This window comes from Devosia pacifica (genome assembly GCF_014652635.1).
GTDB lineage: Bacteria > Pseudomonadota > Alphaproteobacteria > Rhizobiales > Devosiaceae > Devosia > Devosia pacifica.
Window position 1 is genome coordinate 1388166 of the sequence record NZ_BMZE01000001.1, and the last position, 20962, is coordinate 1409127.

Annotated in this window: 28 protein-coding genes; 17 read left to right on the forward strand and 11 right to left on the reverse strand. The window is 59.2% G+C overall.

Annotation, left to right across the window (positions count from 1 at the left end):
- Positions 1-51: 51 nt before the first annotated feature.
- Positions 52-294 carry a GDCCVxC domain-containing (seleno)protein gene (locus tag IE127_RS19685; protein ID WP_244639968.1) on the reverse strand — a complete coding sequence of 81 codons (243 nt, stop codon included), beginning with the start codon at positions 292-294 and terminating at the stop codon, positions 52-54.
- Between the two features lie 145 nt (positions 295-439).
- Here IE127_RS19685 and IE127_RS06880 point away from each other — a divergent pair, with 145 nt between their 5' ends.
- Positions 440-850 carry a MerR family transcriptional regulator gene (locus tag IE127_RS06880; RefSeq protein WP_189424535.1) on the forward strand — a complete coding sequence of 137 codons (411 nt, stop codon included), beginning with the start codon at positions 440-442 and terminating at the stop codon, positions 848-850.
- Between the two features lie 38 nt (positions 851-888).
- On the opposite strand, the gene IE127_RS06885 is transcribed toward IE127_RS06880, so the two are convergent.
- Positions 889-3429 (reverse strand): SPW repeat domain-containing protein, encoded by a 2541-nt coding sequence (locus IE127_RS06885; RefSeq protein WP_189424537.1) that lies wholly within the window; start codon positions 3427-3429, stop codon positions 889-891.
- 395 nt (positions 3430-3824) lie between these two features.
- On the reverse strand, positions 3825-6299 hold the full coding sequence (locus tag IE127_RS06890; protein WP_210310430.1) for a heavy metal translocating P-type ATPase: 2475 nt from the start codon (positions 6297-6299) through the stop codon (positions 3825-3827).
- A 148-nt stretch (positions 6300-6447) separates the two neighbouring features.
- Between IE127_RS06890 and cueR the strand changes: the two genes are divergently transcribed.
- The 15 genes from cueR to IE127_RS06965 all read left to right on the forward strand — a co-directional run bounded on the left by cueR (position 6448) and on the right by IE127_RS06965 (position 14462).
- Positions 6448-6843 carry a Cu(I)-responsive transcriptional regulator gene (cueR, locus tag IE127_RS06895; protein WP_189424741.1) on the forward strand — a complete coding sequence of 132 codons (396 nt, stop codon included), beginning with the start codon at positions 6448-6450 and terminating at the stop codon, positions 6841-6843.
- Between the two features lie 68 nt (positions 6844-6911).
- The gene (locus IE127_RS06900; RefSeq protein WP_189424539.1) at positions 6912-7250 is read left to right on the forward strand and encodes a hypothetical protein; all 339 of its coding nucleotides are present in this window, start codon (positions 6912-6914) and stop codon (positions 7248-7250) included.
- A 144-nt stretch (positions 7251-7394) separates the two neighbouring features.
- Positions 7395-8327, forward strand: coding sequence for a hypothetical protein (locus tag IE127_RS06905; protein WP_210310431.1), 933 nt, complete (start codon positions 7395-7397; stop codon positions 8325-8327).
- Between the two features lie 11 nt (positions 8328-8338).
- A complete protein-coding gene (locus IE127_RS06910; RefSeq protein ID WP_189424541.1) occupies positions 8339-8839 on the forward strand; it encodes a DUF411 domain-containing protein in 501 nt (166 codons plus the stop codon).
- Positions 8840-8971: 132 nt separating this feature from the next.
- Positions 8972-9457, forward strand: a complete 486-nt coding sequence (locus IE127_RS06915; protein WP_189424543.1) for a c-type cytochrome — start codon at positions 8972-8974, stop codon at positions 9455-9457.
- Positions 9454-10029: a DsbE family thiol:disulfide interchange protein gene (locus tag IE127_RS06920; RefSeq protein WP_189424545.1), complete on the forward strand. Its 576-nt coding sequence runs from the start codon at positions 9454-9456 to the stop codon at positions 10027-10029. Before IE127_RS06915 ends, IE127_RS06920 begins: the two co-directional genes overlap by 4 nt.
- On the forward strand, positions 10026-10316 hold the full coding sequence (locus tag IE127_RS06925; protein WP_189424547.1) for a hypothetical protein: 291 nt from the start codon (positions 10026-10028) through the stop codon (positions 10314-10316). Before IE127_RS06920 ends, IE127_RS06925 begins: the two co-directional genes overlap by 4 nt.
- Positions 10317-10319: 3 nt before the next feature.
- A complete protein-coding gene (locus tag IE127_RS06930) occupies positions 10320-10607 on the forward strand; it encodes a hypothetical protein (RefSeq protein WP_210310433.1) in 288 nt (95 codons plus the stop codon).
- A gap of 23 nt (positions 10608-10630) precedes the next feature.
- Positions 10631-10909, forward strand: coding sequence for a hypothetical protein (locus IE127_RS06935; RefSeq protein WP_189424549.1), 279 nt, complete (start codon positions 10631-10633; stop codon positions 10907-10909).
- A gap of 56 nt (positions 10910-10965) precedes the next feature.
- Positions 10966-11637 carry an SCO family protein gene (locus IE127_RS06940; RefSeq protein WP_189424550.1) on the forward strand — a complete coding sequence of 224 codons (672 nt, stop codon included), beginning with the start codon at positions 10966-10968 and terminating at the stop codon, positions 11635-11637.
- Entirely contained in the window at positions 11634-12077 is a 444-nt protein-coding gene (locus IE127_RS06945; protein WP_189424552.1) for a copper chaperone PCu(A)C, read from the forward strand. Before IE127_RS06940 ends, IE127_RS06945 begins: the two co-directional genes overlap by 4 nt.
- 29 nt (positions 12078-12106) lie before the next feature.
- Entirely contained in the window at positions 12107-12685 is a 579-nt protein-coding gene (locus IE127_RS06950; protein ID WP_189424554.1) for a cytochrome-c oxidase, read from the forward strand.
- A gap of 450 nt (positions 12686-13135) precedes the next feature.
- On the forward strand, positions 13136-13378 hold the full coding sequence (locus IE127_RS06955; protein WP_116587576.1) for a type II toxin-antitoxin system prevent-host-death family antitoxin: 243 nt from the start codon (positions 13136-13138) through the stop codon (positions 13376-13378).
- Positions 13371-13787: a hypothetical protein gene (locus IE127_RS06960; RefSeq protein ID WP_116587575.1), complete on the forward strand. Its 417-nt coding sequence runs from the start codon at positions 13371-13373 to the stop codon at positions 13785-13787. The genes IE127_RS06955 and IE127_RS06960 overlap by 8 nt, the downstream gene beginning before the upstream one ends.
- A 471-nt stretch (positions 13788-14258) precedes the next feature.
- Positions 14259-14462 (forward strand): MerR family DNA-binding protein, encoded by a 204-nt coding sequence (locus IE127_RS06965; RefSeq protein ID WP_165836739.1) that lies wholly within the window; start codon positions 14259-14261, stop codon positions 14460-14462.
- On the opposite strand, the gene nadE is transcribed toward IE127_RS06965, so the two are convergent.
- From nadE to IE127_RS07000, 6 genes are all read right to left on the reverse strand, one after another.
- Positions 14459-15280, reverse strand: a complete 822-nt coding sequence (nadE, locus tag IE127_RS06970) for an NAD(+) synthase (RefSeq protein WP_116587572.1) — start codon at positions 15278-15280, stop codon at positions 14459-14461. The two genes, IE127_RS06965 and nadE, sit on opposite strands and share 4 nt — an antisense overlap.
- Before the next feature lie 485 nt (positions 15281-15765).
- Positions 15766-16266 carry a thermonuclease family protein gene (locus IE127_RS19900; RefSeq protein ID WP_189424556.1) on the reverse strand — a complete coding sequence of 167 codons (501 nt, stop codon included), beginning with the start codon at positions 16264-16266 and terminating at the stop codon, positions 15766-15768.
- 5 nt (positions 16267-16271) lie between these two features.
- Positions 16272-17024, reverse strand: a complete 753-nt coding sequence (locus IE127_RS06980) for an NYN domain-containing protein (RefSeq protein WP_189424558.1) — start codon at positions 17022-17024, stop codon at positions 16272-16274.
- Between the two features lie 9 nt (positions 17025-17033).
- Positions 17034-17456 carry a hypothetical protein gene (locus tag IE127_RS06985; RefSeq protein WP_189424560.1) on the reverse strand — a complete coding sequence of 141 codons (423 nt, stop codon included), beginning with the start codon at positions 17454-17456 and terminating at the stop codon, positions 17034-17036.
- A 662-nt stretch (positions 17457-18118) separates the two neighbouring features.
- Complete coding sequence (locus IE127_RS06990; RefSeq protein WP_189424562.1) at positions 18119-18514, reverse strand: hypothetical protein; 396 nt, start codon at positions 18512-18514, stop codon at positions 18119-18121.
- A 734-nt stretch (positions 18515-19248) separates the two neighbouring features.
- A complete protein-coding gene (locus IE127_RS07000; protein WP_189424563.1) occupies positions 19249-19455 on the reverse strand; it encodes an excalibur calcium-binding domain-containing protein in 207 nt (68 codons plus the stop codon).
- Positions 19456-19593: 138 nt separating this feature from the next.
- Here IE127_RS07000 and IE127_RS07005 point away from each other — a divergent pair, with 138 nt between their 5' ends.
- On the forward strand, positions 19594-19854 hold the full coding sequence (locus IE127_RS07005; protein ID WP_189424565.1) for a hypothetical protein: 261 nt from the start codon (positions 19594-19596) through the stop codon (positions 19852-19854).
- Here IE127_RS07005 and IE127_RS07010 read toward each other — a convergent pair.
- Positions 19823-20074, reverse strand: a complete 252-nt coding sequence (locus IE127_RS07010; protein ID WP_189424567.1) for a hypothetical protein — start codon at positions 20072-20074, stop codon at positions 19823-19825. The two genes, IE127_RS07005 and IE127_RS07010, sit on opposite strands and share 32 nt — an antisense overlap.
- 174 nt (positions 20075-20248) lie before the next feature.
- The gene (locus IE127_RS07015; protein ID WP_189424569.1) at positions 20249-20923 is read right to left on the reverse strand and encodes an SOS response-associated peptidase; all 675 of its coding nucleotides are present in this window, start codon (positions 20921-20923) and stop codon (positions 20249-20251) included.
- Between the last annotated feature and the right edge of the window lie 39 nt (positions 20924-20962).

Below are 20962 nucleotides of genomic sequence, written 5' to 3' on the forward strand. Positions count from 1 at the left end.
CGCGCGCGGCCGTTCCGGTGCCAATAACGATCAGGTCGAATTTCTCTGTCATCATGCGCCAACCCCTGAAGCGGCGCAGCAGTTCCCGGATGAACCGCGTTTTCGAGCTTCCTGAATCGGCGGGCACGGCGCGGATCCATAGGAGCAGTAGACGCAGCAATCGCCGTCATGCGGGCGCAGGACAGTACCGCAGCCTTTGCAGTCATAGAAGAACTGGCATGCGTCCGTAGGCATGATCTCGGTTTCCTGGTGTCCACAGCGCGGACAGATGAGAGTGCTCTTAAAATCCGCCATGTCGTCGGTTGCTTTCTCTAAAGAGCGTAAATCGTAGTCCCGGTGAAGACCGCGAGGGCTGGCAGCACGTCCAGTTTCCCTCGATCCGGTTGGCTTCAAGCTGTAGGATACAATCTGTAGCGGCTACAGATACAAGAGGTTATTTTTGGCTCAAAACCGGGAGTTCGGCATTGGGGAGCTGTCACAGCGAACCGCCGTCAATATCGAAACGATCCGCTATTATGAACGGGTCGGGCTATTGCCATCGCCGCCCCGGACCCAAGGCGGCCACCGGCTTTATTCCAGCGCGCACCGGAAACGGCTGGTGTTCATCCGGCGCAGCCGTGAGCTGGGCTTCACCCTCGACGAAATCCGCAATTTGTTAGGACTTGTCGAAGGCAGTTACGCCTGCGGCGATGTGCAGGAGGCGGCGCTGGCCCATCTGAAGCATATTCGGCTCAAGATTGCCGATCTTCGGCGCATGGAGCGTACGCTTGCCGATACGGCCGCACGCTGTGAGGGCGGAACGGCTGCCGACTGCCCGATTATCGACGTGCTCAGCCGGGCGCCGGGCTGATGATTGCCATGTCGCGACAAGCCGCGGATTCTCACGGCTCACACGACATAGCGGTCCCAGCTCCCATAATGCTCCTTACTACGGGGACCGCGCGGCAGGCTAAGGCCGATCAGGAGAATGCCGGTGATAACGCTTGCCCCCGAAGCGAGCGGCGCCGCGCCGATAAGCAGCCAAGGCGACGCAATCAGCCACAGCCCAAAGGCTACGTTGATGAAGCGCAAGGGCCGCGCGACTTCCGCCATAGCCATCACGGCAACGGTGACAATGAGCGCGCCGACCAGATGATCGCTGTCCGCCATCGGTGGCTCGGTACCGAACGCTAGACGGCTGAACATAAGCCAAAGGCCAACGGCAGCGCTTCCAACGAGCGTCCACGGTACAGTCACCCCACGGGTCGCCGACTTGATGGTGCCCCCGAGATCGGAATCGAAGCCGGACTGCTTGTCCTCGCCGCTGCCGGGCAGCGCGTCGCCCTTGAAGAAAGATCGCCAGAACGGTCGTCCGCGCCGCTTGTTTAGGACCAGGAACTGCCCCATCGCCACGAGTTCATCGAGCGAATATGGAATCATGATCAGCATCGCGAGCGCAGCCAGCAGGCACAGCGTGCAATAAGTGCCGATAACGATCGGCTGAATGATGATGAAGTAGATCGATATGACACCGAGCGGCACGACGACAATGCCGAACAGGAGGACCATCCATGGCATCGTACGCCAGCGGGCGCGGCCTCCCATGACGCCCATCAACACCTCAAACATGTAAGTGGTGGCGCCCAGACCACCATCCGCAATTGGCCAGGCTTTGGAAACGTCCGAAGTGATAATATACTCGGTGCCATTCCGGACCGCATCGCCGGAAAAGAACGGTTCCCAGACGCCATCGATATGGCCCAGCTGATAGGCGGCAAGCACCCGGGAAATAACGAACCCAATGGCGCCGAGCGCGATGATCGGCAGGCGCTGCAAATAGGTTGAGGGCGAATAGGTCCAGCCAGGGGGCATGTCGGAGGAGTCCATCATGCCTTCGTGGCTCATGCCTGGCATCATCGGCACGAGGATGGCAAAAGTAATCACGAGTGCGCCCACCAATGTGTCATTGGCATAAACGGCGGCGTTTGGGGTCCAGAAGATGAGTGGCGCGAAGAGAAGCCAGATTCCGACTGCGGTATTCGCCCATGGCGCCCAACTGAAGCGCGGTGACAGTGACAGAGCGCTGAAAACCATGATCAGAATGCCGCTGACCAGGCCGCTCCAGGCGGTAAGCGCGCTCCGCAGCGCCGGGTCCCACAGTCCGCGTTCTTCCGTGACGCGCAATACTGCTTCACGGAAATTGTCCTCACCGAATGTGCCGAAGACAAACGGGCTGGTGGCGAGCCAAAGCCCGAGCAGGATATTAAGGAAATGCACCCAGAGCATATTGAAATGCATTTGCCGCATTCCCTGCTTATGCTCGCGCATCATTTCCTGATGCTCGCGCGGCTCTTTGCTGCTGTGGCTCTGCTGCTCCTTTTCGACCTGCTGCGAGGCGACTTTCGCCGAATTCAGCTTGTTGGCCTTATACCAGCCGACCGGATCGGCTTTCAGCGCATCGATCATTTTCGGCAGCGTCTCACGCAAGGAATGCTTGGGCTGCCATTCGAGCAAATCCCGGGCGCGAGCAATATTCAGTTCATAATGGTCATCGGAGATGTCGACCATCCACGGCCGGATAAACGGATCCTCGTCGAAAACCTCTCCTTCAATCCAAGCACCGGCACGCGCGACCGACTTCGGGACCGTGCGAGTTTCCCAATCCTCATCATGAATGAGGCGGCCAAGGTCGCGCTGGAGCTCGCCAAAACTGAGCGTTTCGGGCTCGCCCAGAAGGATTGGTACTTCTGACGATAGTTCTTTGCGGCGATCAATAGCGTCTTGCAAAGCATCGGTGAGATCGTCGAGGTGCAGGAAAGGCTGACCGGAATCGAGATCGCCGGGATAGACGTGGCTGATCAGCTGGCGCTCGTAAATGCGCGCGATCTGACGGGAGAGAAATGCCGAGTGGCACATGTCATCGTAGACGCCGGCTGGGCGTACTATGAGAGCGGGCACGCGTCCGCGCATTTCATGGATCAGCTCCTCCGTTCGAATCTTGGAGGCTCGGTAAGGGAGCTTTGCATCGAGCGCCCAGTCCTCGTCGATCGGCTCGCCGCGCCTGCCCGGTGCATGGACCAGCATTGTGCTGGTGAAAATGAATTGCTCGACATCGAACGCCTGTAGACCGCGGAGCAGCCGCTCGGTCCCGTGGACCGTAACCTGCTCGTATTTGGGGTTCGGCTCGCCGCTCAGATCAAAATACGCGGCGAGATGAATCACCGAGGCGATACGGTTGCCATAGGCAGTGCGAACGCGTTCAAGCGCTGCCGCAACGCTTTCTTGCGAGGTCAAATCAATGCATACGCATTCGGCTTCCGAAGGGGGGTGAGGCGATGTTTCCCGGTCCAGTCCGATGAGGGTGAACCGCCCGGCCAATTTGCGGATGACGGCGGAACCAATAAAACCGCTGCTGCCCGTGACGATAACAATGTCCTTGCCGCCCCTCATCCCTGCCCCCCGGGTCGTGGCAGTTTGTCCGGCTTCAACCCCTCCGATGTTTGATTGGTACCCCGATCACGAGCACAATCAGTGCCAAACCCACAATAAGGGTCATGCCGCCTATCATTCAGTTCAGCCCCTCCATTCCCGCTATAGATTTTTTTCGGCTCCGCGCTTCGCGGTGTGAAGATCCAGTCGCCGGAGCGGGAAAGCAAATTCATTCCAGCCTCCTCGAGACTTGTAATAGTGGGTCAACACGTCATCGGTCGGTCAACACTCCTCCAAGAGAAAGTGCCTCAGATCATCGAGGTTGCAAAAAAAGTTCGAATTGCGGTCACCCATCGTGCCGGACAGCAATTTTACTTGGAGCTGGCGACTGCCACTTGGTGTTCAGGCTTTTGTCGTTACTGGCCGCCCATGTGCGACGATAATCGAACCGATCTCAGCCTGAGCGCATTGCCAATCACCGAGACGGACGAGAGGCTCATTGCGGCGGCCGCGAACATTGGCGAGATCAGCAGTCCGAAGAACGGATAAAGGAGACCGGCAGCGATCGGAACGCCGACGGTGTTGTATATCATCGCGAAGAACAGGTTCTGCCGAATGTTGCGCATCGTGGCGAGGGATAGGCGGCGCGCCCTCACGATCCCGCCAAGATCGCCCTTGACCAGGGTGAAGCCGGCGCTCTCGATCGCGACGTCAGCCCCCGTGCCCATTGCGATGCCGACATCGGCCTGTGCCAGGGCGGGGGCGTCGTTTACCCCGTCCCCGGCCATGGCCACCTTGCGTCCCTCCGATTGCAGATCGCGAATGATGCGCGCCTTATCCTCGGGCAGCACGTCGGCGCGGACTTCATCGATGCCGAGGCGGCCCGCAACAGCGCGCGCGGTTCGCTCATTGTCGCCCGTTGCCATAACGATCCGGAAGCCGAGGTCATGCAGCGCCTTGAGCGCGGCCGGCGTCGTCTCCTTGACGGGATCCGCAACGCTTACGAGACCCGCGACCCCGCCATCAACGACGACGAACATGACGGTCTCCCCCTCATCGCGCCGGGCGTTTGCGGTCTCGGCAGCTGACGGTGCCTCGACCCCGAGCTCCGCCAGCATCCTCGCATTGCCCAATGCGACCGCCTTGCCGTCTACCACGCCTTTCACACCCATCCCGGTGACCGCCTCGAAATCGTCGGCCTTGGCGAGCGTGAGGCCTCGCGCCTCGGCACCCCGGACGATCGCCTCCGCCAGCGGATGTTCTGAGCCCCGCTCCAGGCTTGCTGCGAGGCGCAGAATCTCGGCTTCGTCATGACCTCTCTCGGGCAGCACGACGGAAAGCTCCGGCTTGCCAACCGTAAGCGTTCCGGTCTTGTCGACGATCAGCGTATCCACTTTCTCGAAAGCTTCTAACGCTTCGGCATTCTTGATGAGCACGCCCGCTTGCGCACCGCGCCCCGTCGCCGTCATGATCGACATTGGCGTGGCAAGACCGAGCGCGCAGGGGCAGGCAATGATGAGAACGGCAATGGCTGAGATAAGAGCATAGGCCAGCGCAGGCGACGGACCCCAAATAGACCAGGCGAGGAACGACAGCACCGCGATCGCAATCACCGCCGGTACGAAGTAACCGGCTACAGCGTCGGCAAGCTTTTGGATTGGCGCGCGCGATCTCTGCGCGGCCGCCACCATCTCGACGATCTGCGCGAGCATCGTGTCCTTGCCCACTCTCTTGGCCTCTATGATGAGACTTCCGGTCCCGTTGATCGTTGCTCCGGTGACAGGATCGCCCGCGATTTTCTCTACCGGCACCGGTTCGCCCGTCAGCATCGACTCGTCCACCGACGACCGTCCTTCCACGACCTCGCCGTCGACCGGCACTTTTTCACCCGGACGCACCCGGAGTCGCTCGCCGATCTCCACATCTTCGAGCGGCACCTCCTCTTCAACGCCACCCTCGCGGATCACGCGAGCGCTCTTGGCCGCGAGATCGAGCAGCGCGCGGATGGCCGAGCCAGTCCGCTCGCGCGCTCGCAGCTCCAGGATCTGGCCCAGGAGGACGAGAACCACAATCACAGACCCAGCCTCGAAATAGATACCGACGTTCCCCTCAGCGTCGCGAAATCCGCTGGGGAAAAGGCCTGGTGCGATTACGGCGACAGTGCTGAACGCCCACGCCGCAAAAATCCCCATGGCGATCAGACTGAACATGTTGAGGTTCAGGCTGCGGAAGCTTTTCCACCCCCGCACCAGGAACGGCCACCCCGCCCAAAGGATCACCGGCGTGGCTAGAATGAGTTCTAGCCAGTGGGCAAGTCGCTCCCCGGTCCAACTACGGATCGGGATACCGACATAGCCGCCCATTGCCAAAAGGAGAACCGGAATGGTCAGGACGACACCAATCCAGAACCTCCGGGAGAAGTCGACCAGTTCTGGGTTTGGGCCTTCGTCGCCCTGCGGGACGCCTTTGGGCTCCAGCGCCATCCCGCAGATCGGGCAGTCCCCCGGTCCAACCTGCTCGATATCAGGGTGCATCGGGCAGGTGTAGATCGTGCCGGCTGGCATAGGTTCTGGCGTCGGCTTGCCCTTGAGGTATGTCTCGGGGGCCGCTTCGAACTTCTCCTTGCAGCGAGCCGAGCAGAAGTAGAAGTTTTCGCCCGAATACGAGGACAAGTGTTTGGCAGTCGCCCGATCGACTGCCATGCCGCAGACCGGATCGACGGCCTCTATAAAGTCGCTAGGCGAGGCGGCGAAGCGAGACCGGCAATTCTCGGAGCAAAAGTGGTAGAGATGGCCTTTGTGCTCATGGCGGGGGCTGCTGTCCCCCGTCTCTACCACCATGCCGCAGACTGGGTCTCTGGTCATTCCCGAATTGGCGCGCGCTACGTCCATGGTCAACCCTCCAAGCAGTTGAGCACCAAAAAGTAGCGCTTCCACCGATGGGAAGGTCAAGGCTTAAAAAAACGTCGAACCCCCATTGACCTTCCCATCGGTGGAACCCTTACGTAAGGCTGGGAAGTGGATAAAAGGTACTGCCACGATGAACATCGGAGATGTCTCTGAACAGAGCGGTTTGCCAGCCAAGACCATACGGTATTATGAGCAGATTGGCTTGGTGCGGCCCTCGCGAAGCGAAAACGGATATCGTGATTTCGAGTCTGAGGACTTGCACAAGCTCACATTTCTGTGCCGCGCCCGATCCCTTGGATTCAGCATAGATGAGTGCCGGACGCTTTTGTCCCTGTACGAGGATCGTGAGCGATCGAGTTCAGAGGTCAAGAAGATTGCCGCAAAGCATCTTGCCCATGTCGATAAGAAGATATCGGAGCTGCAGTCGTTGAGTGCAACACTCCGTGATCTTGTCGATCGCTGCAATGGCGACGATCGTCCTGAATGTCCGATCGTCAACGATCTGGCTCACTCCGGAACAGCCTAAAGGCATTCGAAGGCGCAATTGGTCGCAACCATATCTATGGAAGTGCAACCGCCTATAGGGTAATCAGTATGAAGTTCTTCGTGCGGCTCATTGTTGTTACCGTCCTTGCCGCTTTCGCGGCAAGTTCGGTCGCGCATGCAACGGGCTCGGCGGAGATGACCGCCGCCATGATTGCCTCCGACGACGCCGCGATGGATATGCCCGATTGCGACGCATGTGGCGACGAAGGCCAGACGGCTTTCGCGTGCGACGTCATCTGTGGAGCGGGCGGTTTCGCATCTTTGCTTGTCCCGCAGTCGCAGGGGATGTTTCAGTCTCCCCGTCAGACGCTTAATCCGGTGGTGACGCAGAATCTGCGCGGTCTTACCGGTCCCCCAGCCAAACAACCTCCTCGATCCCTCATCTGATCTGACGCCCGGCGCGCGAGCGCATCCGGGAATGTCATCTCGTGCTTCGGCGACGCATTTTCTCCGACGCGCGCGATCCAGTCCTTACCGACTGGGGCACCCACTGGCCCCGGCGGTAGACCGAGAGTTTGATGAGGAATAATTATGTCCCGCCACTCATATCCGGCGCTCACGCGCCGCATGTTCATCCTAGGTTCCGGTGCTGCACTCGGGACCTCGGCATTACCAATGGCTCTGCGTGCTGCCGTACCGGCAGATTCGGCCATGGCGGTCGTCGCCTTCGATGGCGATGCTTTGCTCGCCGCTGGCTCGAACCTGATCCGCAGCGAGGATAACGGCAAGTCCTGGACAGCGCTGCCGGTTCCTGCCGCCATTCTAGGCCTGGCCACGCACCCTGCGCAACCGGGACATCTCTTTGCCGGTCTCGCTTCTGGCGGCGTCGTCTTGTCCCAAGATGGTGGCCGCAGCTGGGAAACCCGCTCCCGTGGGCTCGCCGAGGGTGAAGTCGATGCTGTGGCCGTAGCGGCCGGCCAACCTGACATGTTTTATGCAGCAGTCCGGGGGGACGGCCTTTGGAAAAGCGAGGACGCTGGTGGAAACTGGAGTCTTGCTATCGATCGCCCCTGGCTCGAGGACGCCGAACGTGACCCTTTGGCGCTCGCTTCAGTCGATTTGGCAACGGGCATGGGCGGAATCTGGATCTACGCCGGCACCCCAGCGGGCCTGACGCGTGTTCCCGACTGCTTCTGCCGCTGGCAGGACGTCCAGCCCGGCGACGCGATGGATGCCCTGGTTGCAGGCGACACGCCTCCTTCGGAAGCTCCGCTCCCAAGGAGCGAACCGGTCCGAGCGCTCGCCAGTGCACTCTCTGCACCCGAAACACTGTACGCCGCGCTGCCGTCGGGCGTCTGGACGTCCCGCGATGGCGGCGTGGTTTGGTCGCATGTCGCGCAGGGCTCTGCCTCGGCGGTCGCTGTTCATCCCGCCGATGAAAAACGTTTGATCGCCGCGCTCGACGGCGTCCTGAAACTCAGCCGCGATGGCGGCGCAAACTGGACCACTCTCGCGGTCGCTTGATGGAGACTATAATGAAAAAACTCTTCGCCCTCGCCTCGCTCGCGGCTCTCGCAGTCGGAGGAGCGATTGCGTTCACGACACTCTCCAGTGCGCAGACGGATCAGCAGACTGTCGCCGGCATGGGAGAGATGGCTGCGGCTGAGCTCTCCCGAGAAATCACGATCTGGCGCAGTCCGGGCTGCGGGTGTTGTGACACATACGCCGACTATCTTCAGGCAAACGGCTATCGGGTGACCCTCGTCGACGACCAGGATTTCGACAGGCGCTCGGTCGAGGCGGGTGTTCCCGAGCAAGGACTCGGCTGCCATCTGGCTGAGATCGACGGCTATTACGTCAGCGGCCTTGTGCCGACCGCGATTATCGATCGGCTGTTGACCGAGCGCCCGGAGATTGAAGGCATCACGCTGCCGGGAATGCCGGCAAACGCCCCAGGCATGGCTCCCGAGAAAAGCGGCACCCTTAAGACTTACGCATTCGGCGAGGACGGGATCACCGTCTATTCCAATGAGTGAGTGTATGATGGGAATGATGAACGGACCGATGATGGGCCTCATGATGGCCGGCGGCGGTCTTGTCTTGCTGCTTGTTTTTGCGGTCTTGGTCCTAAGCCTCGTGGCTCTGGTGAAATACCTGAGGGGGCCGAAATGACCCGCAAACTGATCATAATCGCCAGTGCCACTGTTACGAGTCTTGTGGCCATCGCCGCGCTCGCGCAACAGCAGGACCACGACGCGAGTGCGGAGGGCCTGACGGTCCTGGGCGAGCCGGTAACGATGGAAGAAATTGCGGTTGGACGGCAACTCTATGCGGAAAGCTGCGCCTCCTGCCACGGGGCCAATTTGGAGGGTCAAGCCGACTGGAAGCGCAGGCTCGATAACGGCCGCATGCCGGCCCCGCCGCACGATGAAACCGGGCACACCTGGCACCATTCGGACCAGGATCTGTTCACCATCACGAAGAACGGTGTCGAGGCGGTCGTGCCGGGCTACGAGAGCGACATGCCTGCCTTCGAAGGAACATTGGACGATGCCGAGATCCGCGCCGTGCTGGCCTACATCAAAAGCACATGGCCCGAGCGCCAGCGTACCTTCCAGGCAAAGGTCACGGCGAACGACGAGGACAGGTCATGAGCACAAGCGAAGGTCGGGCTCCGTCGTGGGTCGGCAGGTTGGTTCTGATGTTGCCCGTCGCGGTCTTCGCCGCCGTTGCACTGGCGCTCTACTGGGGGCTCAACGACAACGACGACAGCCTGCCATCGACACTCATCGGCAAGCCGATCCCTGAGTTCGACCTTCCTCCGGTCGAGGGCAGGCAGACCGGCTTTTCTTCCGCCGATCTTCGCGACCAGGTATCGATTGTCAATGTCTGGGCATCGTGGTGTGTGCCCTGCCGGGTGGAGATGCCTCTGCTCAACGAGCTTGCCGAGGACGGCATAGTTCCAATCTACGGAATCAATTTCAAGGACGATGCCGTGGAGGCATTGGCCTTCCTAGAAGAGCTTGGCGACCCCTACACCCGGATCGGTGCGGACCAGTCGGGTCGTGTCGCAATCGACTGGGGCGTCTACGGTCTCCCCGAAACCTTCGTTGTCGATGCCGACGGGCGGATCGCTTACAAGCACGTCGGACCGTTCGATCGAACGTCGCTCGAAGAGGATATCCTTTCCGTCGTGCGGCGATTGCAGGCGGAGGACGGATCATGAAGCGTCTCGCCTTTTTCGCCGGCGAAATGGCGTTGGCCGACCCTCCTGCTGTGGCCCTTCGGCCGATGCCGCTCTCCCACGAGATCGAGATCCGATATCTCGGCATCTACCTCGCCGAAAAACTGCTGAAGACGCTCGCATCCGGCGGAAACCAGCCCTCCGACGATCTTTTTTATCAATCGCGGGGGCGCGAGACCGGCCAGCTCGCAGGCCCGGCCAAATGGAATAACCCCCGAAGCCGTCGCGCAATTTCGGCCCATCATCAATCTCACAAAGGGATAACCTGAGCCATGACCGAAACAACCACCGATGCAAGCAACCTATCCCCCGTCGCACGCCCGTCGGGCATTCGCATCCGCTTCGGCCGACGCGGCCTCATCCTTGCTGCCATGGCAGCGATCGCCGCTGGCCTGTGGCTGAACTGGGGTTGGATGACGGCCATCGGAGCAGCCCCCCTGATCCTCGCCCTCGCGCCCTGCGCCGTAATGTGCGGTCTGGGAATGTGCATGATGGGCGGCTCGAAATCTTGCGGCAGCAAGAGCAATCCGGCCGGAGGGCCGGAGGTTAAGACGGACTAACCAGCAACTGAAAGGACACTACCATGAACATCGCTTCCAAACTCAGCATTTCGGCGTTCGCACTGGCGGCGCTCCTGACGACGGCCGCGTTTGCGCAGGAGGCCGGTGGCCAGGCGCCTGATCAGATGATGCAGGATCAGACTACCATGCCCGGAAACATGATGAACGGCGACATGACCGGCATGCAGGGCATGATGCAGATGATGCAGCAAATGGGGCCGATGATGGAGGCCTGCACTGAGATGATGCAGGCCATGACCAACCAGATCGAGTCGCCCGTGACCGAACCGCGGGATGGCTGAACTTGCGCACCCGCCTGGGCGAATGCCTGGGCGGGTTTCTCTTAAGAGTTGAAAGAATGACCACAGAATTTGCAACGCGTCATCTACGGCGTATCCGGCTGGTGCTTTGGGGCGTCGTGACCGCAGTCCTGCTAGCAACTGGCGGCGCCCTGATGATGCGCTCCTACTTGCTCCCGCCAACGTCTGAAGGGATCTCTGTCGAAGTGGCCACCATTGGTGAAACTGATATCCGCTCGGAGTTTACTCTGATGGATCATACTGGGCGCGCCGTGACAGAGGCCGACTTCACCGGGCGCTGGCAACTCGTCTTCTTCGGCTTCACGCACTGTCCTGACATTTGCCCCACAACGCTAGCTTATATGGCGAGCGTCCTCGATCTTCTCGGTCCTGATGCAGAGCGCGTGGTACCACTGTTTATCACCGTTGACCCGGCGCGAGATACCGTCCCGGTCATGGCCGAATATGTCGCTGCCTTCCATCCCCGCCTCGTTGGTTTGACTGGCACCGAGGCGCAGGTCGCCGAGGCGGCACGCAACTTCCGCATCTGGTACGAGCGGATGGACGATGAGAATGCCCCGGACGGCCACATGATGGCGCATGCCGGCCATATGTATCTGATGCGCCCGGACGGGCGGTTCGATGATGTTTTTCAGGAACAAGACCAATCACCCCAGAAGATGGCCGGTCAGGTCCTCGCACGAATCCAAGAAAGCCAGGACGTAAAATGAGGGTACTGATTGTTGCTGCACTCGCGGTCATGCTGCCGCTGGCTGCCCATGCCGAGGTCGTCGTGACCGACCCTTGGGCACGCGCCAGCATTCTCGCCTCCCGCCCTGGAGCGGCCTACGTGACGGCGGAAAGCGACGAGGACGACCGGCTGATCGGCGCATCAACACCCATCGCCGATCGCGTCATGATTCATGCCATTGAGACCGACGCAAACGGGATCGGACGAATGGTACATCGCAAAACTCTCGATCTACCCGCCGGAGAAGCGGTGGATTTCGCTCCAGGGGGCATGCATCTGATGCTGATGGGCCTTTCGGAGAAGCTCGTTGAGGGCACGACCTTTCCACTCACGCTCCATTTTGAGGCCGCCGGCGAAGTCACTGTCAATGTTCCGGTTCTCGGAGTGGCTGCGAGCCGCCTGGATGAGGGCAGCAAATGAGGACGCTTCTCCTTCTTGCGATACTAAGTATGGCCACACCTGCCCTTGCCAATCATCCCGGCGAACGGCTTAACGAGACGATGGGCGAAAAGGAGCCGGCTTTCGAGATCGCCGGCCAACGTCTGCCCGCCATCGAGTTGATGAGCGCCAATGGTGTCGAATTCGACCTACGCGACCTAGCGGACAGCATCATCGTCCTGAGCTTCTTTCCCGATGAGTGTGGTAGCCCTTGCATCGAACAGCAGGCCCTTCTGGTCGAGGTCCAGAAATCCATCAACATCACGCCGATGCGTGAGATGGTCACTTTCCTTACCGTCGCTTCATCCGAAGCGCCCGCTGTCGACGGGTGGAACGGCACAAATTGGCTCCGTTTAACAGGTGGAGGCCGTGATACCACTACCGAATTAATTGCCGAACTCGGCGAGTTGTCGCGCCGCAATCAAAGCGCTCCAATGGTTCACATCATCGCCCGCGGAACCCGCCATGCCGCTATCTTCCACGGGGCGGACTTCGAACGGATCAATATGATCCTTTACATAAACGGTCTGACGAACGCTCACCCGCCGGAGCCAAGTATGCTCGACCGCATCCTTGAATGGCTGCCGTGACTGCCGCGGTTATCCTTTTCATGCTGCGTTATCCGATGCAGTGCGCCTGATTTCAAACGATAGCCCCCCAAGCCTCGAACAGCTCGTGATCTTACGGCGGCCGCTCACGCGGCCAGCTCTTCCCTTTTGAGGGAACAAACGCTCTGCCCTCTCTCCCCCGCAAAAATAAAATCCGGCCTCCCGGTCACGCGACGATTGTATGTCGCCCAATGGCTATGGTGTGGAAAGCAGTTCTTGCCTGATGGACTACACGACGTCGGCTATGGGGCCGTCCGTTCGGGTGGCCCCAGCCGCAAGAGCCTCCGCGCCGCCCCAGCCGCATCGAGCGGCTGCGACGACGACGAGGGAAGCCCAGGGCTCCTTCCCTCGAGCTTCCTTCCCCCCACTTTCGGTTTGCAGAATAATCGTAAATTCTGTATATTCTGGATACATCCCAACGAGGCTCGGACCATGAAAGAATTTGCCGCTGCCGATCTGACCCGGAAAACGGGCGACCTGTTCGAAGCCGCGACCATCTCGCCGGTTGCGATCACCAAGCACCGCAAGCCGCGCTACGTCATCATGTCGATGGAACGCTACGAGAGCCTGACCCACGGGCAGGATACGAGGCGCGCGTTTCGCCTCGACGATCTCGATGACCGCGAGGCCGACAAGCTGATCGCGGACCTGCAAAACAGCATCGACAATGACTGATCTGGCCCCGCGCCTAGGCGATGTGTGGCGCTATCCCTTCCTGTGGAGCCGGGAAGCGGCCAGCGGCGAAACCGAGGGTCGCAAGGAGCGGCCCGTCGTCCTGGCGCTGCTGGTGCGCAACCGGATAGACGAGATGGTCTTGCTCATGGTGCCGATAACCAGCGTCCCGCAATCCGACCGCTACGCGATCGAAGTTCCCGAAATCGAGAAGCGCCGCGCGGGCCTCGATGCTCATATGCGTCTGTGGATCGTTGCCGACGAGGCAAACGAGGATATCCCCGCCCGCAGCTTCTATTTCGAGTCTGGCAACCGCATCGGGCAATTCAGTGCCCCATTCACGAAGCAAGTTCAGGCGGTCATGATCGAAGCGCTGAAAGCCAAACGCCTCCAGCGCACCGGCCGAGGTTAGCAGGCAGGCTACATATCGGCCGCGCCCCATCGAGCGGGCGCACCTAATACGAGGGAAGCCCCAAAGCTCCTTCCCTCGCGCTCCCTTTTCCATCCACGGACGAAAGCGCCCCCAGGGCGCTCACCTTTCGTCCGTGGCCCCCGCAATATGTCTTGTTCGAGAGCGCGTCCTTGTAGACAATCGTTCCCAAGCAAAGCGTATTGGGCTGTCCATCAATGCAGAACGCAAAACCGTTGATTTGGGAAGATGACGAATACTTTTATGTTTCGTCTGCTGCGTTCAAGCATCTTCCACCTGAATTTCGTGCAGCGGCCGAAATCCGACAGCGACAGGGCCTCGACGTTCTCAAGATCGCGGACAAAGACATTCAAGCTGTGATGGCGATCGGCCGGAGATGAGCGATGATGATATCGTACCGCCAGGTTACAATGTGGATCATCCGGACCGTTAGCTTGTTTCGACCTGCCGGCCGTGCGCACGCTGCAGGAGAAGCCGGAGGCCTCGTGCATTGACGCGAGCCGTATGGCGCAGGACGAGCTGGCCAGCGTGGAGGCAAAAATAGCCAGCCTGCTGCGCCTCAAGGACGAACTCACCCAGATGGTGATCGCCTGCCGGCAGGGCGCGGTCGCAGACTGTCGGGTGATTGAGACTTTGTCGGCTGAAAAGCTGTACTAGGCCACGTTTGCGGCGAGCGGCAGCGCCCGCTTGTGGACGGTTGCGCGGTACTGCCCAATGATACGTGCCTGCGCGGCGGCATCGATGAGCTTGCCTTCCAGGAAGTCGTCGATCTGGTCATAGGTGACGCCGTAGGCGTCCTCATCCGGCCGCAATGGGGCGTTGTTTTCCAGGTCGGCTGTCGGCACCTTGAGCACCAGTCGTTCCGGCACGCCGAGGGCGGCAGCTACGGCGCGGACCCGCCGTTTATTGAGCCCGGCGAGTGGCAGGATATCCGCCGCGCCGTCACCGAACTTGGTGAAAAACCCCATGACAGCTTCCGCCGCATGGTCGGTGCCGATGACGATGCCCGCCATGGCGCCGGCCAGGGCATACTGCGCAATCATGCGCTGCCGCGCCTTGATGTTGCCCAGGATGAAATCCTCCTGCGCCGCATCCGAGAAGGTAAGGCCTGCCGCCTTCACCTGCGCCAGCATGGCGGCGGCCGCAGGCTTGATGTTGATTGTAAAGAGCTGGTCGGGTCCGATGGCGTCGAGGGCCGCCTGAGCGTCCGCTTCATCGGCCTGCTGACCGTAAGGCAGCCGCACGGCTACAAAACTCGCCTGATGGCCGGTGTCACGCAGCTCGCGGACGGCCCGCTGCGCCAGCATGGCGGCCGTTGTGGAGTCGATGCCGCCGCTGATGCCCAGCACATAGGTGCGCAGCCCTGTCGCCAGCAGGTAGTCCTTAAGGAAGGAGACGCGTCGGGTCAGCTCGATGCCGGCATCGAAACGAACGGCAACGCCAAGGTCATGGATGATAGACGTCTGCTCACTCATGGGCGGCTCCTTTTTTCAATTGCACCCAGCGGCATAGAGGTCGTCCGACATTAAGCATTGCTCCGAGGTCTGGAAACCGCGTCGCGAATTCAAGACCAACATCATAGTCCGGAACGCACCGCGAGAGCCAAAGCCGCCATTCAGCTTTCCACCCCATTCCGGTCATCAATGGCCATCGCAGTCGCAATGCCGAAGGCTTCCACCTCCGGTGGCGCCTTCGCGGCCTTCAAAAGGGCTTGCTGACAGAAAAGGGGAGATCAAAAAGAAAAAGCGCTCATTCGAGCGCTTTGGAGAATCGTTGGTTGCGGGGGCCTGATTGCACCGAGAGTAGAATTACTCAAAGCCCGGATTTCCTTGGCAGTTCATGTGAAGGATTGCGAGGGCCGCATTTATCTTCCCATTCCTATTACAGCTGTTACAGTTACAGAAGCCGCCAATTAAGGTAGCGGGAGCGCCGGGGTACTGGAGGAATTATCGTTGGGGCTCTACAGCCGAAGCCGACCTTTCTGGCGCGCATCGGCTCTCCAGAGCTTTCTACGTGCATCAGGCTGTTCAAGATGGGTGTACTTGCCACCGGAGAACTTGGGCCAGTCTATCGCGAGCCCGCATCGGACCAATTCCGCAGCAATATCGCGGCCATCAGGCAGGAAACACTGTGCGACTACCCGATCATATGAAAGCTCTGGCAGTATGTGAGCGGTGATCGTTCGACCTTTGCAAAGCCGGACAAGTGCCCATTTCGACTGCTTACCATGGGGATGATCGAGTTCCGGCGCATCAATGCCGGCCAGTCTGATCCTTACATCGTTGATAACGATGGTATCGCCGTCAATGACCCAGCAACGCCCCCGCAAGATGGATTGCACAATCGCATGGCGATGGTCGTCGCCGAAGCGAGGTTCCACCCGTCGCTCTTGCGCCCACGGAGAGACGCGGCTTCCACCTTTTAGACGAAGGACAATGATGCGCCACAGCCTACTGAGCATGTCGGTCAGCTCTTCATCCTCGGCTTCTTGGTTGTCCTCGGCTTCATTCTGATGCGCATGGCCATCCCCTCAGGATGATCCAGTTCAAAATCGGCGATCTTGCGGACGAGGTCGCTCAATTTCTTCACACCGAAATTGCGAGGGTCGAAATCGGATGCGAGATTGGCAAGCCTGTTGCCAACCACTCCCAACGGAACCCATCCGTCATCAGTTTCCATCTCGTTGATGATCTTGCGGATCAGCGACGTGGCTTGATTGGGTGACTGAAGCGGTTTTCCACCGGCGCTCTCAACTTCGACATTGGCCGGAGCGGTGGGCAGAAGGTTCTCCGTATACACGAAACGGCGGCACGCCTGCCGGAAGCTCTCGGGTGTTTTGCGCTCCCCGAACCCGTACACGTCTACGCCCTGTTCGCGAATACGAGCCGCCAATCGAGTGAAATCGCTGTCTGAGGATACAAGGCAGAAACCGTCAAACCGACCACTGTGCAGCAAGTCCATCGCGTCGATCACGAGTGTGATGTCAGAAGCGTTTTTGCCTGTGGTGTATGCAACCTGATGCTGGGGAATGATGGCGTGCTGCGAGAGAATATCGGCCCATGCCTTTGAGCGTGAATTCGAAAAATCACCGTAAATTCGACGGACGCTCGCTTCGCCGATCTTGGCAATCTCGTCAAAAAGCCCGTCAGCGATTTTGGCCGATGCGTTGTCGGCGTCGATCAGTATGGCAAGACGTGGCAGGCGTTGTTCAGCGGCCATAGCGGTCTATCACCTCGCAACTGTTACGTGCAATTCCCGACCCACGGAGCCGTACCCTCGTATTTCAACCAGCACCATTGCTTGTCCGCTCATGATATCCCGCGCCGCTTGGCCGGTGATCGAGCCGTGTGACAGCATGTTCTCCATAATTGCCCGATTTCCCGCGTTGGCAAAGAAACTGTCAGGCTGGTCGAAGATGTCCCGGACGCCAAATCGATGGAAGTTGGCGCGATCCTGACGCAGCACTTCCCATGGATTGCCTAATGGCACGCCGGATGAGTTGTAGAGATCGTGATAGCCGATCTGGGCCACGTACGCTTCGATCGCATAATTACTGGGTGGCAACGAGCGGATCGTCGACTGCGCGATGCTCGACGTGGTGGCCGCTAGTAACATTGCCCCAGCCAACGCAGCTGTAGTAGGAATTTTCATGAATGCCCCCCAATGAACTTTCTCCTTATAACGCCCCAGACCTGACGCGCTATGAAGATATTACCTCAAATTGCTAAGTATGCCCGCAGTTTCAAATTGTTTGGTGCTACGGCGCAGTCGATCAGGGAACGATGCTTGAGCGCCAAAGTGAAGGCACCGCGAAGGCAAAGAGCAACGGTAGATAACAAGGCCGTCAGCCACTGCTCGGAACGGGAACACTCACATCATTGTCGACGCAAACGGCTTGGGGGCAACGGAGATTGGATCGTTATTGAAGAATGGTTGCACTTCAGTTTACCGAGTGATGAACCCGGGTTCAGCGGTAAATGCATGGGAGGCTCAATCCGGTCACAAAACGGACATGCAAAAAGCAGCAACCAGCGCGGGAAGTGAACAGGATGCCACCGCACGCTGAGCAGGCAGGAAACTCAGCCAGATTCCGAACAGGCTCCAGCAACCACAGAAAAAGGCAGGCTCGACGGCCCATGCCTGCATTTTGTGGGTTACTAACGTGGGGCAGTCAAACCAGAGCACTGCCCAGAAGACCACGGATTTAGATTCCCGCTTCCGACCCCATTGCGGTCATTCCTTGATATTGTGATGACACTTGAAAGCGGTCATTTCGTCGTCAAAATGAATGGGACTACGTTCCCGGCCTCCTGCTATTTCACCTTCGCGTAGTGATGAGTTAGAATTCCCTGTCTATCGATTGAAAAACCGATTTTTACCCGCCCCTCCGCATGGAATACATGCCCACTGGAAGTCTGTTCAAATTGCCCCGTCTCAGAGACCTGAGGCAGCATAGGAAGGCATTCAATAGATAGTTGGAGCGGCAGCTCCTCGAGCAGCATGGCCTCGAAATCGACTACTGAGAAGCTGCTGAAACCAGAGAAGTGTTCGAACGTCAAACTGACTGCTCGGTCGACAGCGTCGATTTCAGCATTGCAATCTTCATCGATTGGGCTGCCGACAGCCTGGTCGGATGGGAAAGCAATGATGCAGATCGCGACCAAAGCACACAAGAACACGGACCTCGCTGTACCGAGCTTACTATCCATCAGATTTGACTCCTGTTCGACGCCATAGCTTAAACCATCATGGCCGGACCTGGAGCCTTAACACCTCCAAATGGTTAAGTGGGATGGCGGCGCAAAAGTCTGGACAGCTGCTCAAAACCCGTTGGTCCGTTTTCCACCCCCCAAACTGCCGTAAACCGCGTTGGGCAGACGTAGGCACACATTTTCAAGCCTGCACAACCGAAACGTAAGCCTGCGGTGAGGGCCGCCGCCTTGGCTTGAGCGGCCGATCTGGTAGCAAGCTATTGCTATGGATATCCTTACATGTGGATTGCGATTCACTGCCTCAGCTGCACCACCACTCTTCGCCATCTGGCCACCATCGTGCCAAACCTTCTGCAACGAGGATTTCCCCCACATCAATGCCCTCGATCAGTATGGTGCCGATTTCGCGTCCATAACTTCCCTGCTCGCCAGATAATGCAATTCCCAGGAGCGTGTGTTGAGCAGTTCTACGAGTCGATCCGATGCTTGGTCGGCCAATACCTTCTCACGTTCACCCCCACAAATCTGCGATTGAGGCTCGGGCGTGTCGTAGCCCTCCATCCTGACGTTGATACCCTCGATCCAGATCGTGTCGCCGTCGACCACACACGTCTTGTCCGAGGTATTGGGCTGGCCTGGTCGACACTTCTCCCAATTGATATCTCGTGCAGGTGCGGGGGAAGCGAACGTCACGACCATCGCGATCAACGATATGAGAAAGGTTAGATTCATTAACGCAGTGTCTCGCACGCAATGCCGTCATTGTCGGCATCGAGCCTGTGGGGATCTCCTGGCCGGTTGGCCTCATAAAACGCCTGGGCTTCCTGCCAGGAGCGGAAATCGGAACAGTCGCGATCGCCTGCCTGGGCCAGAGCTGTAACCGTCGAGGCTGCAACAGATGCAGCGCAAAACGCCAAGACAGTCAGTGTATGTTTCATCTGATATCCCCCAAATTTGAGCACCCAGCTTGGCGATGATGATCTGGGGAGTCAAACGGGAGGGCGCCACACCCTTAGTGCTTCCTTGACGCGGATCAGCGATCACGCCAGTTTGAGCTTATGTATGGGGACCGGAAAATGGATCGGCTGGCCTTGTCGCGACAGGTGGTTGCGACCTGGGAAACCATGGGGGGGCCGACCGAGTCCGAAGGCAATCTTCGCATGATCGGCAACGAGGTCGAAATCTTGCGTGCCTTCGGGCGTGAGCATCCCGATCGCAGCGCCGAGGCCGATCAACTGGTGTCGCGCTATACGGCTTTGGCCGACAAGATCAGCGCAAGACTGCACATCGAAGCTCATCCGGCAGCTACTCCATATCGGGCACCGGACCAAAGCTGAACAGCACCGTAGGCTCGCCATACTCGCCGATATCGGGCTTGGCTTCGCGTGACCATGCAATGACAGCCGGGTAGGCATTTACCAAAGAGCCCGCTTCGATCTTGGCACGCCCCTCGTTCTGGAATTCTCTGGGCTCAAATGCCGGGCGCATCCCCCCTTCCCCATCGTCCTCGAACGCCATCACCACGATCAGTTTGCTGGGCGTTGTCGCCTTTTCCATTCAGGTATCTTTCCAGTTCTGCAATCAACGCCAGGCAAGTCTGTTCACCAATATCGGCATTCTCGGCTTCACGCCAACGCGCCGGCACGCGCCGGAACGCCTCCAGCCGCTTTCGGTAGCGCGCCAAGAGCCTGCGACGCATGACGATGTTTGGCCCTGACCTCGGCACCATACTCATGCCGCTTCATCCGCTTTTTGTCCCACTGCGACGATCTTCAATGCACCATCGGAAAGAGGGCGTTGGAGTTTGACTGCGTCTTCCCATGGGGCCGTTAGCCAGGTCTCGATCTCTTCTGGTGTCGCTAAAATGACAGGCATCGCCTTGGGATGAATGGCTGCGACCTCGGCATTGGGGTCACAGGTCAGAAAGCCATAGAGATCGGCAGTCACCTCGCCTTCCTTTATCTTGCGGGTCGACGTCCAGGCCATGACGTGAATGCCGGCAAAAACCGCGAGCGGTCGACTCTCATCCAGCGCAAACCATGTATCGCCTCGCTTCTTGCCGTCAGTGCCCGGTGAATGATCAAACTCGGAAAAGCTCGTAAACGGCACCAAGCAGCGATGTTCGGTGCCCAGCCATCGGCGCCAGTGTGGACTCTTAATGTTTCGGATGTTGGTGACGCCAGGGTCGGTCTTTTTCCCCTTGAGCACAAATTGCGGGCTCGGCATCCCCCATCTGGCCATGGCCAACTCACGTCCCCCGGCGACGTTGCGAACAACAGGTGCCGCATAGTCGGGGAAGATGCCCGGCAATGGCGCCATGTTTCCGACGCTGTCGGACACAGACATGGCGTGCGTGAGATCAATCACCGACTGGCGGGCCGAGGTGTGGCTGTAGAGATTGCACATGATCGCCTCCTTCCTCTCTGATCACATCTTAAAAATGCG